Annotated in this window: 17 protein-coding genes; 4 read left to right on the plus strand and 13 right to left on the minus strand. The window is 70.7% G+C overall.

All coding sequences use genetic code 11. From position 1 onward, the window contains the following. Positions 1–5: 5 nt before the first annotated feature. Positions 6–1409, plus strand: coding sequence for an alkaline phosphatase (phoA, locus tag FKO37_RS36195; protein ID WP_238607438.1), 1404 nt, complete (start codon positions 6–8; stop codon positions 1407–1409). A gap of 69 nt (positions 1410–1478) precedes the next feature. On the opposite strand, the gene FKO37_RS36200 is transcribed toward phoA, so the two are convergent. The 3 genes from FKO37_RS36200 to fmt are packed head-to-tail and all read right to left on the minus strand — an operon-like array spanning position 1479 to position 4329. Further along, positions 1479–1985 (minus strand): flavoprotein, encoded by a 507-nt coding sequence (locus FKO37_RS36200; RefSeq protein ID WP_134666288.1) that lies wholly within the window; start codon positions 1983–1985, stop codon positions 1479–1481. Continuing rightward, positions 1982–3406, minus strand: a complete 1425-nt coding sequence (locus FKO37_RS36205) for an RsmB/NOP family class I SAM-dependent RNA methyltransferase (protein ID WP_238607439.1) — start codon at positions 3404–3406, stop codon at positions 1982–1984. The genes FKO37_RS36200 and FKO37_RS36205 overlap by 4 nt, the downstream gene beginning before the upstream one ends. Further along, a complete protein-coding gene (gene fmt, locus FKO37_RS36210) occupies positions 3403–4329 on the minus strand; it encodes a methionyl-tRNA formyltransferase (protein ID WP_134730944.1) in 927 nt (308 codons plus the stop codon). The genes FKO37_RS36205 and fmt overlap by 4 nt, the downstream gene beginning before the upstream one ends. 125 nt (positions 4330–4454) lie before the next feature. On the opposite strand from fmt, the gene FKO37_RS36215 reads away from it, so the two are divergent. Then, positions 4455–4913 (plus strand): GatB/YqeY domain-containing protein, encoded by a 459-nt coding sequence (locus FKO37_RS36215; protein WP_238607440.1) that lies wholly within the window; start codon positions 4455–4457, stop codon positions 4911–4913. Positions 4914–5506: 593 nt separating this feature from the next. Here FKO37_RS36215 and FKO37_RS36220 read toward each other — a convergent pair. From FKO37_RS36220 to FKO37_RS36230, 3 genes are all read right to left on the minus strand, one after another. Next, entirely contained in the window at positions 5507–5791 is a 285-nt protein-coding gene (locus FKO37_RS36220; protein ID WP_199817737.1) for a hypothetical protein, read from the minus strand. Positions 5792–5911: 120 nt separating this feature from the next. After that, on the minus strand, positions 5912–6574 hold the full coding sequence (locus tag FKO37_RS36225) for a Crp/Fnr family transcriptional regulator (protein WP_037814608.1): 663 nt from the start codon (positions 6572–6574) through the stop codon (positions 5912–5914). Positions 6575–6608: 34 nt separating this feature from the next. Then, complete coding sequence (locus FKO37_RS36230; RefSeq protein WP_037814607.1) at positions 6609–7229, minus strand: hypothetical protein; 621 nt, start codon at positions 7227–7229, stop codon at positions 6609–6611. A 253-nt stretch (positions 7230–7482) separates the two neighbouring features. Between FKO37_RS36230 and FKO37_RS36235 the strand changes: the two genes are divergently transcribed. Further along, entirely contained in the window at positions 7483–8550 is a 1068-nt protein-coding gene (locus FKO37_RS36235) for a helix-turn-helix domain-containing protein (RefSeq protein WP_134730950.1), read from the plus strand. Next, entirely contained in the window at positions 8547–9704 is a 1158-nt protein-coding gene (locus FKO37_RS36240) for a hypothetical protein (protein WP_238607441.1), read from the plus strand. Before FKO37_RS36235 ends, FKO37_RS36240 begins: the two co-directional genes overlap by 4 nt. A 4-nt stretch (positions 9705–9708) precedes the next feature. Here FKO37_RS36240 and FKO37_RS36245 read toward each other — a convergent pair whose 3' ends face one another. From FKO37_RS36245 to mihF, 7 genes are all read right to left on the minus strand, one after another. Next, entirely contained in the window at positions 9709–10254 is a 546-nt protein-coding gene (locus FKO37_RS36245; RefSeq protein ID WP_134730954.1) for a GNAT family N-acetyltransferase, read from the minus strand. A 437-nt stretch (positions 10255–10691) separates the two neighbouring features. Further along, entirely contained in the window at positions 10692–12794 is a 2103-nt protein-coding gene (locus FKO37_RS36250; RefSeq protein WP_134666302.1) for a primosomal protein N', read from the minus strand. 534 nt (positions 12795–13328) lie between these two features. Then, positions 13329–14531, minus strand: coding sequence for a methionine adenosyltransferase (gene metK, locus FKO37_RS36255; protein WP_037819197.1), 1203 nt, complete (start codon positions 14529–14531; stop codon positions 13329–13331). A gap of 90 nt (positions 14532–14621) precedes the next feature. Beyond that, a complete protein-coding gene (gene coaBC, locus FKO37_RS36260; RefSeq protein ID WP_078870735.1) occupies positions 14622–15854 on the minus strand; it encodes a bifunctional phosphopantothenoylcysteine decarboxylase/phosphopantothenate--cysteine ligase CoaBC in 1233 nt (410 codons plus the stop codon). Then, positions 15847–16116 carry a DNA-directed RNA polymerase subunit omega gene (gene rpoZ / locus FKO37_RS36265; RefSeq protein ID WP_020658117.1) on the minus strand — a complete coding sequence of 90 codons (270 nt, stop codon included), beginning with the start codon at positions 16114–16116 and terminating at the stop codon, positions 15847–15849. The genes coaBC and rpoZ overlap by 8 nt, the downstream gene beginning before the upstream one ends. Continuing rightward, positions 16113–16784, minus strand: a complete 672-nt coding sequence (gene gmk, locus FKO37_RS36270; protein ID WP_037818934.1) for a guanylate kinase — start codon at positions 16782–16784, stop codon at positions 16113–16115. The genes rpoZ and gmk overlap by 4 nt, the downstream gene beginning before the upstream one ends. Further along, complete coding sequence (gene mihF, locus FKO37_RS36275) at positions 16781–17098, minus strand: integration host factor, actinobacterial type (RefSeq protein WP_003096398.1); 318 nt, start codon at positions 17096–17098, stop codon at positions 16781–16783. The genes gmk and mihF overlap by 4 nt, the downstream gene beginning before the upstream one ends. Positions 17099–17100 lie beyond the last annotated feature (2 nt).

Genomic DNA, 17100 nt, shown 5'->3' on the forward strand with positions numbered 1-17100 from the left:
GAACCATGAGAACGGTCTTGGCAGGCCGCCGCAAGTGGCTGGCCGCGGGCGCGCTCGGCGTCGCGATGGTCGCCGCCGCCCCGGTCGCGATCGCCGCGCAGGGCAACCAGGACGACCAGGGCGCGCGGGCCGCTTCGGCCGGTGCGGGCGACCGCACGCAGGAGGTCCGCCAGGCGATCCAGGGCGGGCACGCGCGCAACGTCATCCTGTTCATCGGCGACGGCATGGGCCAGTCCGAGATCACCTCGGCGCGCAACTACGAACGCGGCGCGGCCGGGCGGCTCGCGATGGACGAGTTCCCGCTGACCGGCGACTACACCACGTACGCGGTCGAGAAGGGCAACCCGGCGAAGCCGGACTACGTCACCGACTCCGCGGCGTCGGGCACCGGCTGGGCGACCGGCACGAAGACCTACAACGGCGCGATTTCCGTGGACGCCTACGGCAACCCGGTCCCGACGCTGCTCGAACTCGCCAAGCGCAGCGGCCTGCGCACCGGCGACGTGACCACCGCCGAGGTCCAGGACGCGACCCCGGCCGTGCTCGGCGCGCACGTCGTCGACCGCGACTGCAAGGGCCCGGACGAGACCACCAAGAAGTGCGCGCGGAACGCCAAGGAGAACGGCGGCGCGGGCTCGATCTCCGAGCAGCTCGTGCAGACCCGCCCGGACGTGCTCCTCGGCGGCGGCGCGAAGTACTTCGACCAGAAGGCGACCGCCGGGCAGTTCAAGGGCAAGCCGGTGCTGGAGCAAGCCAAGGCCGCCGGGTACACCGTGGTCAACACCGCTGACGACCTCGCCAAGGCGCGTCCCGGCAAGCCGCTGCTCGGGCTGTTCGCGCCCGGCAACCTGCCGGTGAACTGGACCGGCCCGAAGGCGACGCAGGGCGGCACCGCGCCGACCCGCTGCACCGCGAACCCGGCCCTGCCGAAGACGCAGCCGAAGCTGGTGGCGCAGACGCAGAAGGCGTTGCAACTGCTGGAGGACCGCCGCAGCAACAAGGGGTTCTTCCTCCAGGTGGAGGGTGCGTCGATCGACAAGCAGGACCACGCGGCTGACCCGTGCGGGCAGATCGGCGAGACGATCGACTTCGACGCCGCTGTCGCCGCCGGGCTCGCGTATGCGCGCAGCCACACCGACACGCTCGTTGTGGTGACCGCGGACCACGGGCACACCAGCCAGATCGTGTCCAACGACGCCAAGACGCCTGGGCAGACTGCCACGCTGATCACCAATGAGGGCGCGAACATGACCCTCAACTACGGCACCGCGCTGCCCGGTTCCTCGATGGAGCACACCGGCACGCAGGTCCGGATCGCGGCTTACGGGCCGCAGGCGGCGAACGTCGTCGGGCTGACCAACCAGACCGATCTGTTCGGCACCGTGAAGCGCGCTCTTCGCTTGCGCTGAGTCTCCGCTGAGGTCCGTGAAGGACTCCTTGAGGGAATCTGATTCCCTCAAGGAGTCCTTCACGGCTTTTCACGCAGGCGAGGGCAGCAGATCGAGCGCTTCCGACCAGGGTCGGCGCGGATCGAGCCGGTGCAGCCGGACGCCCGCCTCGGTCAACGTGTCCAGATGCCGCCGCCAAGCCGGATGGTGCTCCCGGGTCGGCTGGATCTGGTAGGCCACGACGATCGTGATCCCTGGCGCGCCAAGGACATCGCCGAGCAGCGTGAGCGCCTGGTTGTCCGCGATCCCCAGCGCCAGCTTCGCCACCGAGTTCGCCGAAGCGGGCGCGAAAAGGAACACCTTCGGATCCGGGTGCGGACGCGGCTCGCCGGGAAGGCGGGACGTGCTGCGCACCGGAAGATCCGTCGTGGCTTCGAGTTCGCCCAGCCCGCCGGTCGCTTTCAGCCAGCCCCAGGCGGTCGGCGTGAGGGTGACGGCCAGCCGCCAACCTCGGGCTACCGCTGGTTTCGCCAGCTCGTCGGTGAACCGGGTGTCCAGTCCGCCGCACGAGCTGGCGACCAAACCCAGATCCGTCACGGCTTGCGCAGCACCGCGCAGAACATCGCGTCGGTGCCGTGTCGGTGGGGCCACAGCTGGACGTACGGGCCGTCGCCGAGTTGCGGGACGTCCGGGAAGAACTCGCGGGCGTCGACGATCTCGGACTTGGTCCGGCGGGCGGTTTCGCCTACCACGCCTTCGGTTTCGGCCAGATGCGGCGAACACACGACGTACGTGACGATGCCGCCCGGACGCACCAGGTCCAGCGCCGCCATCAGGAGTTCGCCTTGCAGTTTGGTGAGGTCCGCGACGTCCGACGGCTTGCGGCGCCACCGAGCCTCGGGACGTCGGCGGAGCGCGCCAAGACCGCTGCACGGGGCGTCGACCAGGATCCGGTCATAGCCCGGTTCGAGGCCGGTTTCACGACCGTCGGCGACGTGCACGGTGACCGGCAGGCCCTCGGTCGCGTTCTCGATCAGCCGGGCCCGGTGCGGGGCCTTCTCGACGGCGTCCACGTGCGCACCGCTGATCTTGGCCAGCGCGCCGAGCAGCGCCGCTTTGCCGCCGGGGCCCGCGCACAGGTCCAGCCAGCGCTCGTCGGAGCCTTCCAGCGGGGCCTTGGTGACGGCGATGGCGCACAGCTGGCTGCCTTCGTCCTGCACCGCGGCGAGGCGCTCGCGCACCGGTTCCGCGTCGGCCGGGTCGCCCGCGCCGGCGGGCAGGTGCACGCCGTAGGGCGAGTACGGCGCGGGGTCGCCGCCGGTGATGGCGGCGAGTTCGTCTGCGCTGATCTCGCCGGGACGCGCGACCAGGTGCACCTCGGGGCGGGCGTCGTCCGCTTCGAGAGCGGCTTTCAGCTCAGCGCCCTTGTCCCCCAACGCTTCCGCGAACGACCGGGCGACCCAGCGCGGGTGCGCGGTGCGGAGCGCGTACGCGCCGATCGGGTCGGTGGCATCGTCCGGCGTCAGTTCGTCGAGCCACTGCGTCTCGTCCTTCGCGGACACCGCGCGCAGGATGGCGTTCGTGAATCCCGTTGCCCACGAACCGGCTTCGGCGCGCACCAGGTCCACAGTGGACCCGACAGCGGCGTGCTCCGGGATCCGGGTGCGCAGCAACTGGTAGACGCCGAGCCGCAGCGCGTCGAGCACCACCGGGTCGGTCTTCTCGATCGGCCGGTCGGCGCACGCGGCGATCACCGCGTCGAGCAGGCCCTGCGCACGAGAGGCGCCGTAGGTCAGTTCGGTGGCCAGCGCTGCGTCGCGGCCGGTCACGCGGCGTTCCCGCAGCAGCTGCGGGAGGACGAGGTTGGCGTACGCGTCCTTCTCGCGGACAGCGCGCAGCACGTCGAACGCGACCTGGCGGGCCGGGTCGATCTCCGGCGGACGCCGCGGTCCCTGTTTGCGCGGAGCCGGACGGCCCCGCTGCGGCCGTGACGGCCGCCGTTCTCCACGCTCGTTCACTGGAGGCGCTCTCCTTCGTCGATCCTCGTGCCGCGCGCCCAGTCGGTGGCCGCCATCCGTTTCTTCCCGGCCGCCTGGACCTCGCCAAGCCGCACCGGTTTCGTCGCCGTGCCCACAAGCACGCGCTTGCGCTCGACCACCAGCTCGCCCGGCCGCGGACCGGGTTCGTCGAGCACGGTGACCGGCCCCAGCTTGAACCGCTCGCCGCGGAACTCCGCCCACGCGCCGGGATCCGGCGTGACCGAACGGATGTGCCGGTCGACCGCGGAAGCCGGGTCGGCGAACGACACGCGCGCGTCCTCGACGGTCACCTTCGGCGCGTAGCTCATGCCCTCGCCCGGCTGCTCGACCGCGCGGAGCGTGCCGTCCTCGATGCCGTCCACGGTGGACACCAGCAAGTGCGCCCCGGACTCGGCGAGCCTGCCGAGCAGCGCACCGGACGTGTCGTCCGGGCCGATCGGCTCGGTCACCACGCCGAACACCGGCCCCGCGTCGAGCTCCTTCACGATCCGGAAGGTGGACGCGCCGGTCATCTCGTCCCCGGCCCGGATCGCCGCCTGGACCGGGGCCGCGCCGCGCCACGCGGGCAGCAGCGAAAAATGCAGGTTGACCCAGCCGTGCGCGGGAATGTCGAGCGCGGACTGCGGCAGCAACGCCCCGTACGCGACGACCGGGCAGACGTCCGGCTCCAGCTCGCGCAACCGGGCGAGAAACGCCGGGTCGCCGGCGCGCGCGGGCGTGAGCACCTCGATGCCGTGCTCGTCGGCGAGCGTGCCCACCGGGGACCGCAGCACCTTGCGCCCGCGCCCGGCCTGGGCGTCCGGCCGAGTGACGACCGCGACGACCTCGTGCCGCTCGGACTCGATCAGCGCGCGCAACGACGGCACGGCAGGCTCCGGGGTGCCGGCGAAAACGAGACGCATCACCGCACCTCCGGAAGGGAAAAGGGGATTTCAGGCTGGTCGGACATCGGAAGCGAGTCTAGAAGACCCCCGCATCGACGGCGCGGCGCGGGCAGCCAGCCGCGGCGGGCGCCAGGATCGGGTATATGACCACGCTGAAGGCGACCCTGCACGACGACCTGACGACCGCGATCAAGGCCCGAGACCAGCTGCGCTCGGCAACGCTGCGGCTGACCCTCTCGGCGATCGGCTACGAAGAAACCGCAGGCGACACCGCCCGCGAACTCTCGGACGACGAGGTACAAAAGATCATCACCCGAGAGGTGAAGAAACGCCGCGACGCCGCCGAAGCCTTCGAGAAGGCAGGCCGAGCGGACTCAGCGGAACGCGAACGAGCCGAAGCAGAGGTCCTCACCGCCTACCTGCCCGCCCAACTCTCGGACGACGAGCTGCGCACCTTGATCACCGAGGCAGTGACGGAAACCGGCGCCTCCGGAATGGCCGGAATGGGCGCCGTGATGAAGGCCGTACAGCCAAAGATCGCAGGCCGCGCCGAAGGCTCCCGCGTCGCCGCAGAGGTGAAACGCCAACTCGCCAACGGCTGACTCCGACTGCGCCCCCTCTCGCCCAGGCACTTCGGTCCGCACTCCGGTAGCGCCCCAATGCGGCATTGGGTGCGTCAGACGCACCGAACGCCACATTGGGTGCGTCCCACGCACCCAATGCGGCATTGGGGCGCTATCCCAGCCCCACCCGCAGCCGATGCACCCAACGAGCGAGGCACCCAGCCCTCCCCCCAACCCCGATACGAAGCTCCCCTGCGGTTCGGGGGTGCTTGTCAAGGCATCTTTCCCGCCTTGACAAGCACCCCCGAACCGTCAGCACAATCAACCTTCGGGGTGCCCCACGCAACCAACGAGGCCGATGTCGCCGCCAGGCGACGAGGCGGACCGACCTCACTTAGAAGCAGCCATAGCCACCGCAGTAATAGTCGCCAACCCCCCAACCCCAGCCGCCCCCACAACCAGCCCAGCCACAGCCGCAACCGAAGCAGCCAACCGCACCGCCAGCCCGGCAACCCACCGCAGCACCCGAACCACCGCGATCAACACAACCAGCGCCAGCACCAAAACCCCAGCCGACACCCCTTGCCCGCCGCTCTCCGCAGCAGCGCTCTCCGCAGCAGCCAGCACGGCACTCATAACCGCACCTCTATCCGCGGTTCGGCCAAACTCTCCCGCCCGAATTCGCGCACGTTCTCGTACGCCCGCCTGCGCATCTCCTCACGCGCCCGCACCCGCCGCCGTTCCGAGCCCAACTGCCACACCCACCGCCAGCCGATGACCGTCGCGACGACGGAACCGGCGAGGGTCACCAGGAAGGCCTGTCCGACGAGACCGTGGAGCGATTCGAGGCTCAGCAACACCAGCAGCGCCCACACCTGAGCGACGGTGAACGGGATGACCAGAGCTGCCGCGTACACCCCCCGACGCCAGCGAACCGGCTGAGGAGCGGGAAGAAACGGTTCCATGACTGCCTCCCTCGGTGGTGTGCTTCCAGAAAACCCCGGCGGCGCCGGGAAATCTGTGTCAGCTGACACGTTTCAGCGGGCGAGCCTCCGCAGTTCCGCGAGCCGGTGAACGGTCACCTTGCCGCGCGCGGTGCTGATCACCCCCTGGCGGCGGAGTTCCCGTGTCACCCGTGCCCACGATTCGCGCGAAATCGCTGCTGTCATAGCGAGTTCTGCTTGCGTTCCGGGCACCGCGACTTCGATATCCGTACCTCGCCGCACGCCGTGCTGAACCGCCAGCTGCATCAACTGCGCGGCGACGCGGCGGGTGGCCGTCCCGCCGCCGATGTCGAGCCATTGCCGTCCGACGTCGCGCATCCGGTCCGCCAGAACTTGCAGCAGCGCCCAGGAAATCGCCGCCTCGCGCCGGCACAGCGCGACGAACCGCGCGGCGGGCACGACCAGGACGTCCAGTTCGTCGAGCGCTTGCACTGTCGCCGACCTCCGTCCGCCGTCGATCACGGCGAGTTCGCCGATCACGTCGCCCGCGCCGCGGACGCCGATCACGACCTCGCGCCCGTCCGGCGTCGCGTTGGTGATCCGGACGTGCCCGGCAAGGAGGAGAAGCACCACCGAGGCCCGCTCGCCTTCGCGGCAGAGAACGTCCCCGCGCCGGTAAGCCTTGCGGACGGACAGCTCTTCGAACTTCGCGCGCTCCGCGGCGCCCAGCGCCGGCCAGAACCCGATCGTTTCCACGGCGGTCCCCCCTCCTCGTCGTCGGCCGGACCGGTCAGGCGATCAGTCCCGCTCCCGGCCGGACGGCGTCGGTGGTGCGGACCCAGCCGCGGGTCCGCTGCCCGCCGACGCGCACGCGGAAGGCGTGTGCGAAGGAGCTGCGGTCGATCCCGGCGTAGCCGTGCCGGACGACCGAGCGGTGGATCGCGTTCGAGACGACGAGCGCGAGCGGCCCCGAGGAGCTGCGCAGCCTGCGTCTCAGATCAGGGGCGTCGAGGAGACGGCAGGCGATGTCGATGTCCTCGCCGTACGGCCCGTGCGCGTCGTAGTGCACCTCGCCGGCGTGCACCGAAACACGCAGCCGGAAGGCCAGTTCGGGCTCCTGGTCGCCGTGCCGGGCGAGCAGGTCGGCGAGCGCGGGCACCACGCGGGCGAGCAGGACCGTCTTCGGCACCTCGTCGACCGGCCGGACGAGGCACAGCGCCCCGTCGCCCCGGTCCACGAACGGATCCCGGAACTGCTCCGTGATGCCGCCGGCCCGGAACGCCTCGTCGAGCAGGGCGAACAGAACCGAACGGAGCCCGGCCCGAGCCGGGTTCGTACGGGTGGTCGACCCTTCGATGTCGACGACCACGATGGCTCGGTGTACTGGTGCCGGTACTGCTGAGGTGTCCATGACCGCCCCCTTATTTCAGGAAGCTACTGAAATCTAGTAGACTTTCACAGCAGCTACTATAAGGGTGGGCCCGTACTGAAACAATGGTGTCGCGCACACGACATCTTCGATTCAGGTGCGGGTCAAGTCCGAGATAGGCAACCCCTGAACACCCGCCGACACTCGACCCCGGCCCGTCCGGCCACTCCGGCTTCCTGGGTGTAGAATCCCCGCCATTCACGCCTGACTGAACTTCACTGAAGGGTCTGAAGTCGTGTCTCAGCCCAACCCCGCGCTCGCCGCTCGCCTGCGTACTCTGCGCAAGGAGAGCTGGTCCGACGTGGTGCTCACCCAGAAGCAGCTCGCCGAGGCCTTCGGCGTGAGCACCGGCCTGCTGTCGTCGTGGGAGAACGTGGCGAAACCAGTGACGCCCCCGCCGCACCGCCTCGAGGCGTACGCGACCTTCTTCGCCACCCGCCGTTCGGTGCAGGGCCCCCAGCTTCATCTCCTGGACACCGAGAACCTGACGGACGACGAGCACACTGTCCGCAAGGAACTGCTCGCGGAGCTGCAGGCGCTGCGCGGCGACCTCGACGACCCGCCGGCCCAGCCGGTGTTCGCCCCGTCGAGCCTGTGGCACTTCCCGCCGAACCAGGACATCGTCATCGTCTGCGCGCAGCTGCCGGAGAAGTACCGGATCGCCTACACCGACCCGTCCAGCCCGGACTACGTGAACCTCTACACCTACGCCGACCCGGACGCGCTGCTGGAGCTCTACGGCCACATCCGCGCGTGCAACCCGGCCAGCAACGTCACCTTCCGCACCACCGACCAGAACACGACGCTGTCGGCGGACGAGTACACCGCGCACCTGGTGCTGCTCGGCGGCGTCGACTGGAACCCGCAGACCCGCGCGCTGCTCGACCGGGTCGACGTGCCGGTCCGCCAGATCAGCCGCAAGGGCGACGAGGACCAGCTGGACACCGGGTTCGAAGTGACCCGCCCGGACGGCAGCACCCAGAGGTTCAGCGCCAAACTGCGCGACGGCATCCTGCTCGAGGACGTCGCGCACTTCTACCACGGCGTCAGCCCGCTCAACCGCAAGCGCACCGTGACCGTGTGCAACGGAATGTACGGCCGCGGCACCCTCGGGGCCGTACGAGCGCTGACCGACCGCCGCTTCCGCGACCGCAACCAGGCCTACCTCGACCAGCGCTTCGCGGGCGCGGATTCCTTCAGCATCATCAGCCGGGTCCCGGTCTTCGACAACCAGGGGCTCACCCCTGACTGGACCCTGCCCGAAAACCGGCTGCACGAGTGGCCAGAATCGAGCCTCACATGACCGCGACCGTCGCAGCGCCGGCGCAGCACACGACGCATCAGCGGCTGCTGCACCACGTCGCCGCCGAAGACGCGCCGCAGGCCAGGCTGGACGCGATCGTCGTGCCCAACGGCCGCCCCGCCGCCTATCTCAAGGACGCGTTCCGCGCCGCCCGCGAAGCCGACGCCACGCTTCTGCTGCTGTGCAGCAAGAACGCGCGCGCGACCGACGCGGTGCTCGCCGCGAAGCGCGCCGGGGTGCGAGTCCGCGCGATCGACACCGACGAGGCCGCCGGTCTCGGCGCCGTCCCGCCGTTCGCGACGAGCAAGCTGCTGCAGGCGAAGCGCCTGCTGCGCCGCACTGACACGAGCTTCAAGCGCAACCTCGGCGTGCTCGTCGCCGACCTGGCGGGCTGGCAGCGCATCCTGTTCCTCGACGACGACATCCGGCTGTTCCCGCACAAAGACATCCCGCTCCTTCGCCCGAGCAACCTGCGCGCCGCCGCGGGTCTGCTCGACCAGTACGCGGCAGCGGGCCTGGCCAACGTCGGCATGCCGGACAACTCCGTGGTGTGCCACGCCTACCGCGAGTCCGGCGGAAAGCAGGACACGTTCGTCGGCGGCGGCGCGCTGGCCGTCGGGCGGGCCGCGTTCTCCTCGTTCTTCCCGGACATCTACAACGAGGACTGGTTTTTTCTCCTCACCGCGACCGGATTGCGCGCCACGGCGATCACCAGCTTCGCCTACCAGCACGACTACGACCCCTTTCGCGACACGGTGCGCGCCCGGTCGGAGGAACTGGGCGACACGCTCGCCGAGGGCATCTACGGCCTGCTGGACAACGGTCTCGGCATCGCCGGCGCGGACGTCGCGTACTGGGCGGACTTCCTGGAAAGCCGCCGAGCGTTCATCCGCACCACGCTGCAGCAGGTCCAGGACGCGCCTTACCTGACCGGCGCGTACGAGAACCGGATGGTCGCGGCGCTGAAGGCCGCGCTCGGCCGCAGCCTGCTGATCGAGCCGGACCTCTGTGTTCGCTACCTGCGCGCTTGGCAACGGGACCGGGACACGTGGGAAACGCATCTGCTGTCGTTGCGCGCGCGCCACGGCGCGCCGGGCGATCCGGACGCCGCGTTCGACACGCTGGGGATCGCGGAGATCGTGCACAAGTCCTGAAGGTTCAGCGTTCGCCGCAGCCGCGGGTGGCGAGCGGCGCGGGACGGTCGTCCGGCAGCCGCTTCACCAGCACGTGGCAGCGTTCGGCTTCGAGAATCGTGCGCCCGTCCGGCGAAACGCGCTCGGCGTAGCAGACGACCGTGCCGTGACCCCAGTCGTGATAGCCGAGGCGGCGGTACAGCCTCGCGGCGCGCGTGTTGTCCGTGCGGACCGCGAGCGCGCCGAGCGCGTGACCGTGGCCGACCAAGTAATCCTCGACTGCGCGCACGAGAGCCGCGCCGATGCCGCGGTTGCGCGCGTCCGGGGCGACCTCCAGATGGTTCAGGAGCGGAACGCCCGGCAGGTGGCCGCGGATCGGCGGCTCCTCGGCGTCCTCGAGCCAGAGATACACGGCGCCGACCGGCCGCGCGGAGCACCACGCGGCGAACAGGACGCCGAGTCCCTTCGCCTGCCGGGTGAACCGGTCCTCGAAAAACCCCTGGTCGCCGAGGATCCCCGCCAGCGCCGCGAGGTCCGCCTGCTCAGCCGGCCGGATCGAGACCTCGCCCATCAACGCCGACTCCTGTCCGCGGGACCGGGGCACGCGAGCGGCAGGCCCGGGCCGCGGTCCTGATCTTGGCCGCCCGGCCTCAAGGGTAAGTGCGCGCCTGGGCACCGCGAAGACGGCGAATGCCGCAGCGCGGTCCTGCGAACGGAGCAACGGGCCGCCCTGCGCCGCCGCGCCCCTCCCCCGGTTTCCACGTCCCCAATACACCCCAGGACGCCCCGATTCAAACGGAAACCGGGCGGTAGTGCGGAAAACCGCTTCCGGTGGTGGGTTTGGCGCGCAAATGAACGGTCGGGCGGACGGGGGTCAGCGGATCCAGTCGTGTTGGCGGGTCTGTGCGGCGGTGGGAGGACCGCTGCCTGGCCGCCCCGCGCCTCGATCAGGACCAGCCGATCCAGCCGTGCTCGCAGCGGAACAACCGCTTCCCCGCCGCACGGCGCCTAGATCAGGTCCAGCGGATCCAGCTGCACCCGCACCGGTTCGACGGCTTTCCGGGCGTCCCGGCGGGCCACCGCGTCGCGCACCACTGTCGCCAGGGCGCGGCCGTCCGGGCGGGCCACCCGTACCAGTGCCCGTTCGCGTTCCGCGTTGCCCTCGTCGTCGTAGTCGCCCAGCGGGACCGGACCCAGGACCTCGCCGCTGTCCGGCAGCGGGAGGTCGTCGAGCACGCTCGCCACCGCAGCCGGGCTTCCCTCGACGCTCGCCATCCGCATCGCGGGCGGGAAACCCAGTTCCCGGCGCTGTTCCAATTCCTGGCTCGCATGCCAGCCCGGATCCCAGCGCACCAGCGCCTGCACCACCGCCAGCCCCGCCTCCGCGCCGACGATTACCCGGCCCCCGCCCGACGCGGGGCGCACCAGCGCGCCGGCGGCCATCCAGCGGCGAAGGGTTTCTTCCGCGGCACGCAGATCCTGGCGTCCGAGCAACGCCCAGCCGTCCAGCAGCAGCGCCGCGCCGTAACCGCCTTCGGCGACCGGCTCCGCGCCCGGCGTGCAGACCACCAGCGCCGGGCGGCCCGGGACGGTCGCGAGGACTTCGGTCGCGCCGGAAGTCCGGACCGGAACCCCGGGAAAAGCCCGGCCCAGTTCTTCGGCGGTGCGTTTCGCGCCGACCACCACGGCCCGCAACCGGACGGAACCGCAAGCAGGACAACGGAAAGCGGTCTCCGGGACGCCGCACCACCGGCACGCGGGCGGGCGCGGAGCACCGTCCGCCGACCCGCCGGGCAACGCCAGCGGACCGGCGCAGCGACGGCAGTGGGCGGGCGTCCGGCATTGGCCGCACGACAATCCGGGAACGTAACCCCGGCGCGGAACCTGGACCAAAGCCGGCAAACCGGCGGCGAAAGCTTGGCGCGCGGCTTCGAACGCGACCGCGGGCAGCCGGGCGACCCGGGCGGCTTCGTCGCGCGCTACGTCGAAGTCCTCGCCGACCGGGGTCACCCGCGGGGCGGCGGCGCGGAGTTCGGCGCGATCGGCCTGGATCTGTTGCGCCCAGCCGGATTCCACCAGCAGCTGCGCCTCGGCGGTCCGGGCGAATCCGCCGACCAGGAACGCCGATTTCGTGGCATGCGCCCGATCCATCAGCACATCCCGCACGTGCGGGTACGGGGCATGCGGATCCAGATGCAGATCGTCGCCGTCGTCCCACACGACGAACAGACCGGGATCGGCGACAGGCGCGAACATCGCCGCGCGAGTGCCGACCACCACGCGAACCGCACCGCGCAGCACGGAAAGCCAGCGACGGTACCGTTCCGCCGGTCCCAGCCCGGCGATCAGCGCGGCGACGCCCTGCTCCCCCACCAGTTCGATGCACGCCTCGTGGACCCGGGTGAGGTCGCGGTGGTCCGGGACTACCAGGACCGCGCCCCTGCCTTGAGCTGCCGCGGTGGCAGCCGCTTCGGCGAGGCGGCGCGGCCAGTCTTCGCCGGGGAGAGCCTGCCAGACCGCGTTCGCTTGACGGGATTCGGCGATCGCTTCCAGGAACGCTTCGCCGCGTTGGTAACGGGACCAGGCGGAGACGTCCGGGGCCTCGGGTTTCGGGGCCGGTTCCGCGGGCGGCTCGCTTTCCGTCTTCGCGTGGCGTGGGGGCAGGGCCAGGCGCAGGACGTCGGAAAGGGTTCCGGCGTAGCGGTCGGCTACCGAGCGGCAGACGGCGTGCAGCGACGGCGGGAGGACGGGTTCGCTCGAGGTGACTCGCTCCAGGTAGGCGAGTTTCCGTTCGTACTCCGTCGTGTCGGTGCGTTCGATGAGGTAGCCGTCGACCAGCTGGCCCGCGAAGCGCACCCGGACCCGGCAGCCGGGGACTGCGGATTCGTGCAGTTTTTCCGGGACCTGGTAGTCGAAGGTGCGGTCCAGGTGGGCCAGCGGGATGTCTACGGCGATCTTCGCGACGGGGAGTTCGGGGGCCGGGGTCTGCTGGCCTTTTCGGGAACGGGCCGGTTTGCGGGCGGGCTTTTTCGCCGGGGTGGCCTTCGGCTCCGGGGCGGAGCGCGGAGGCTCCGGGAGGTCCCATAGGGGGGTGGGTTCGGAGCTGGTCACTTGGAGATCTCTACCAGACTGGTCCGACAGTGCGGCGGGGAGATTCCCCTTCGGGGAGGGTGCGGCGGGGCACCCCGAAGCTTGATTGTGCTGACGGTTCGGGGGTGCTTGTCAAGGCGGGAAAGATGCCTTGACAAGCACCCCCGAACCGCAGGGAGGCTTCGTATCGGGGTGCGCGGGAGGGGCTGGGTGCCTCGATAGCGGGTGCATCGGCTGCGGGAGGGGCTGGGTGCTCGATGCGTTGGGTGCGCTGGCTGCGGTGTGGGCGAGGTGGGGGGCTTGCGCCCCAATGTGGCATTGGGTGCGTCAGATGCACCCAATGTGGCGTTCGGTGCGTCCCATGCACCCAATGCCGCATTGGGGCGCACCCCGGCGGCGGTGGGCGTGGGGTGAGCGGGTCGGTCGTGAGGGGAACCCTGAGGGAATCAGAGTCAATGAGGGTGGCCCTCACGAACCGCGGCCGGGCCGAAAGCCGTGAAGGGCTCCTTGAGGGAATGGGATTCCCTCAAGGAGCCCTTCACGGACCGAAACGGGTCAGGCGCCGGCGAGTGAGCGCAGGGCGTCGGCGCGGGCGGTGCTTTCCCACGGGAGGTTCAGGTCGGGGCGGCCGAAGTGGCCGTACGCTGCGGTCGGGGCGTAGATCGGGCGCAGCAGGTCCAGGTCGCGGATGATCGCGGCGGGGCGCAGGTCGAAGACCTCGCTGATGGCCGACTGGATCTTGGTCGGGTCGACCGTTTCGGTGCCGAACGTCTCGACGAACAGGCCCACGGGAGCCGCCTTGCCGATGGCGTACGCCACCTGCACCTCGACCCGTCCGGCCAGGCCCGCGGCGACCACGTTCTTCGCCACCCAGCGCATCGCGTACGCGGCCGAACGGTCCACCTTGGACGGGTCCTTGCCGGAGAACGCGCCGCCGCCGTGGCGGGCCATGCCGCCGTAGGTGTCGACGATGATTTTGCGGCCGGTGAGCCCGGCGTCGCCCATCGGGCCGCCGATCACGAAGCGGCCGGTGGGGTTCACCAGGAGGCGGGTGCTGTCGGTGTCGAGGCCCAGTTCGGCCAGCTCCGGCTCCACGACGTGCTTGCGCACGTCGACCCCGAGCATCTGCTCCAGGTCGATCCCGTCCGCGTGCTGGGTGGACACCACGACGGTGTCGAGCCGCACCGGCTGTTCGCCCGCGTACTCGATGGTGACCTGGGTCTTGCCGTCCGGGCGCAGGTACGGCAGCACGCCGTCCTTGCGGACCGCGGTCAGCCGGCGCGACAGGCGGTGCGCGAGCGCGATCGGGAGCGGCATCAGCTCGGGCGTGTCCGAGCAGGCGTAGCCGAACATCAGGCCCTGGTCGCCCGCGCCCTGGCGGTTGATCTCGTCCTCGTCCGATTCGACCCGCGACTCGTACGCGGTGTCGACGCCCTGGGCGATGTCGGGCGACTGCGAGCCGATCGCCACGTTCACGCCGCAGGAGTTGCCGTCGAAGCCCTTGGCCGACGAGTCGTAGCCGATGCGCAGGATGACATCCCGCACGATGGTGGGGATGTCCGCGTAAGCCTCGGTCGTGACCTCGCCCGCGACGTGCACCTGGCCCGTCGTGATCAGGGTCTCGACGGCGACCCGGCTGCGCGGGTCCTTGGTGAGCAGGCCGTCGAGGATCGAGTCGCTGATGGCGTCACAGATCTTGTCGGGGTGGCCTTCCGTCACGGATTCCGACGTGAACAGCCTCTTCGTGGACGCAGACACGACCTCGTCACTTCCCTCGGTCAAGCGATGGCGCCCCACCGGTATTTCAGGCGCTCCTGGCACAGCCCACCCTACCCAGCGGGCCTGTAGCTAGAGTCGACGTTCGATCAACGCTGTTACGGCATCCCACAATGTGGCCGCCAGCCGGGCTTTAGCGCCTTGCGAGATGACCTGCTCGGTGCCGTCCGCGGCGAGCAGCCAGCCCGAATTGTCCTCGGTGCCGAAGGCTTTGCCGTCGCCGACCGCGTTGACCACGAGCAGATCCGCGCCCTTGCGGCGGAGCTTGGCGCGGGCGTGGTCGAGCACACTGCCGTTCTCGTCGCCGGTTTCCGCGGCGAAGCCCACCACGATCTGCCCGGAACGCCGTTCTCGCACCAATTCGGCGAGGATGTCGGCGTTGCGGTCGAGCGTGATGACCGGGTCCGGGCTGTCGTCGGACTTCTTGATCTTGTGGTCGGCCAGCGTCGCGGGCCGGAAATCCGCGACCGCGGCGGCCATCACGACCACATCCGCGTCCGCCGCGGCGGCGTGCACCGCTTTGCGCATTTCCTCCGCGGTGGACACCCGCTGCAGCGTCGCGCCCGCCGGGGACGGCAGTTCGTCGGTGTGCCCGGCGACCAGCGTCACCTCGGCGCCGCGCTGCGCGGCGACCCGGGCGAGCGCGAAGCCCTGTTTGCCGGACGAGCGGTTGCCCAGGAAGCGGACCGGGTCCAGCGGCTCGCGGGTGCCGCCCGCGGAGATCACCACGCGCAGGCCTTCGAGGTCCCGCGGCAGCGCGCGCGGCTCGGCGAGCAGCAGCCGGGCCAGGTCGACGATCTCGGCCGGGTCGGCGAGCCGTCCCTTGCCGGTGTCGACGCCCGTCAACCGGCCCGCCGCGGGTTCGGTGACGACCATGCCGCGCGAGCGCAGCAGCGCCACGTTGTCGCGGGTGGCCGGGTGCTCCCACATCTCGGTGTGCATCGCCGGGAAGAAGGCGACCGGGCACCGGGCGGTGAGCAGGGTGTTGGTGAGGAGGTCGTCGGCGAGCCCGTGCGCGGCCTTGGCCAGCAGGTTCGCGGTCGCCGGGACGACCAGCACGAGGTCGGCCTCTTTGCCGACCCGCACGTGCTGCACCTCGGGCACCTCGGTGAAAACCCCGGTGTGCACCGGGTTCCCGGACAGTGCCTCGAAGGTCGCCGCACCGACGAAGTTCAGCGCGGCCTCGGTGGGCACGACGCGGACGTCGTGCCCGGATTCGGTAAGGCCCCGCAGGACCTCGCACGCCTTGTAGGCGGCGATGCCGCCGCCCACGCCCAGGACGACCCTGGGCTTGGCGTCATTCACCCTCGGTGTGCTCGAGCAGCCCGCCGTGGATCTCGCGCAGCGCGATCGACAGCGGCTTCTCGCGGGGGCCGGGCTCGACCAGCGGGCCCACGTACTCCAGCAGGCCCTCGCCCAGCTGCGCGTAGTAGTCGTTGATCTGCCGGGCCCGCTTGGCCGAGTAGATCACCAGCGCGTACTTCGAGGAGACCTTTTCGAGCAGGTCGTCGATCGGCGGGTTGGTGATGCCTTCGAGCTCTTCCAGCGTCGCCTGTTGCACAGTCACTCGTGGTGCTCCGTATCGTCACATCGATCGGCGGCAGAATCGCCACCGCCGGTAATCAAGTCTAGCAACCGCCGCGCGGCGACCTCGACGTCGGCGTTCACGACCCGTTCGTCGAACTCCCCGGCCGCCGCCAGTTCGCGTTCCGCCTCGGCCAGCCGGGCGGCCACCGCGGCCTCGGTCTCGGTGCCCCGGCCGGTGAGCCTGCCGACCAGTTCCTCCCAGGACGGCGGCATCAGCATGACCAGCCGCGCCTCCGGCATCGCGGCCCGGACCTGGCGCGCGCCCTGCAGTTCGATCTCCAGCACCGCCGGACGGCCGTCCGCCAGCGCCTTCTCGACCGGCTCGCGCGGCGTCCCGTACCGGTTGCCCGCGAACTCGGCCCATTCCAGCAGCCGGTTCCCGGCCACCATCCGGTCGAATTCGGCGGAATCCACGAAGTGGTAATGGTTTCCGTCGACCTCGCCCGGCCGCGGCGCCCGCGTCGTCACCGAAACGCTGAAGTACAGGTTCGGCTCGAGCCGGCGCAGCTGTCCCACCACACTCGACTTCCCGACGCCGGAAGGGCCGGAGACGACCGTGAGCCGGGGGCGGGAGATGTCCCCCGCCACCGGCTCACTGCCGCGGTCGGCGCCCCGGGTCACCGGGTAGTCCTGACCGACGCCGCTCACTCGCCGCTGAACTCGGCCAGCAGCGCCTTGCGCTGCCGGTCGCCGAGCCCGCGGAGCCTGCGGCTGGGGGCGATCTCCAGTCGTTCCATCGTCTGCTGGGCACGGACCTTGCCGACGCCGGGGAGCGCCTCGAGCAAAGCCGAAACCTTCATCTTGCCGAGGACTTCGTTCTCCTCGGCCTGCTTCAGCACGTCGACCAGAGTGGTACCGCCCCGCTTCAGCCGCTCCTTCAGCTCAGCACGGATGCGGCGGGCGGCGGCGGCCTTCTCCAGCGCCGCAGCACGCTGTTCCTCTGTCAGCTGGGGAAGTGCCACGT

This window comes from Amycolatopsis sp. Poz14 (assembly GCF_006704225.1).
Taxonomy (GTDB): domain Bacteria; phylum Actinomycetota; class Actinomycetes; order Mycobacteriales; family Pseudonocardiaceae; genus Amycolatopsis; species Amycolatopsis nivea.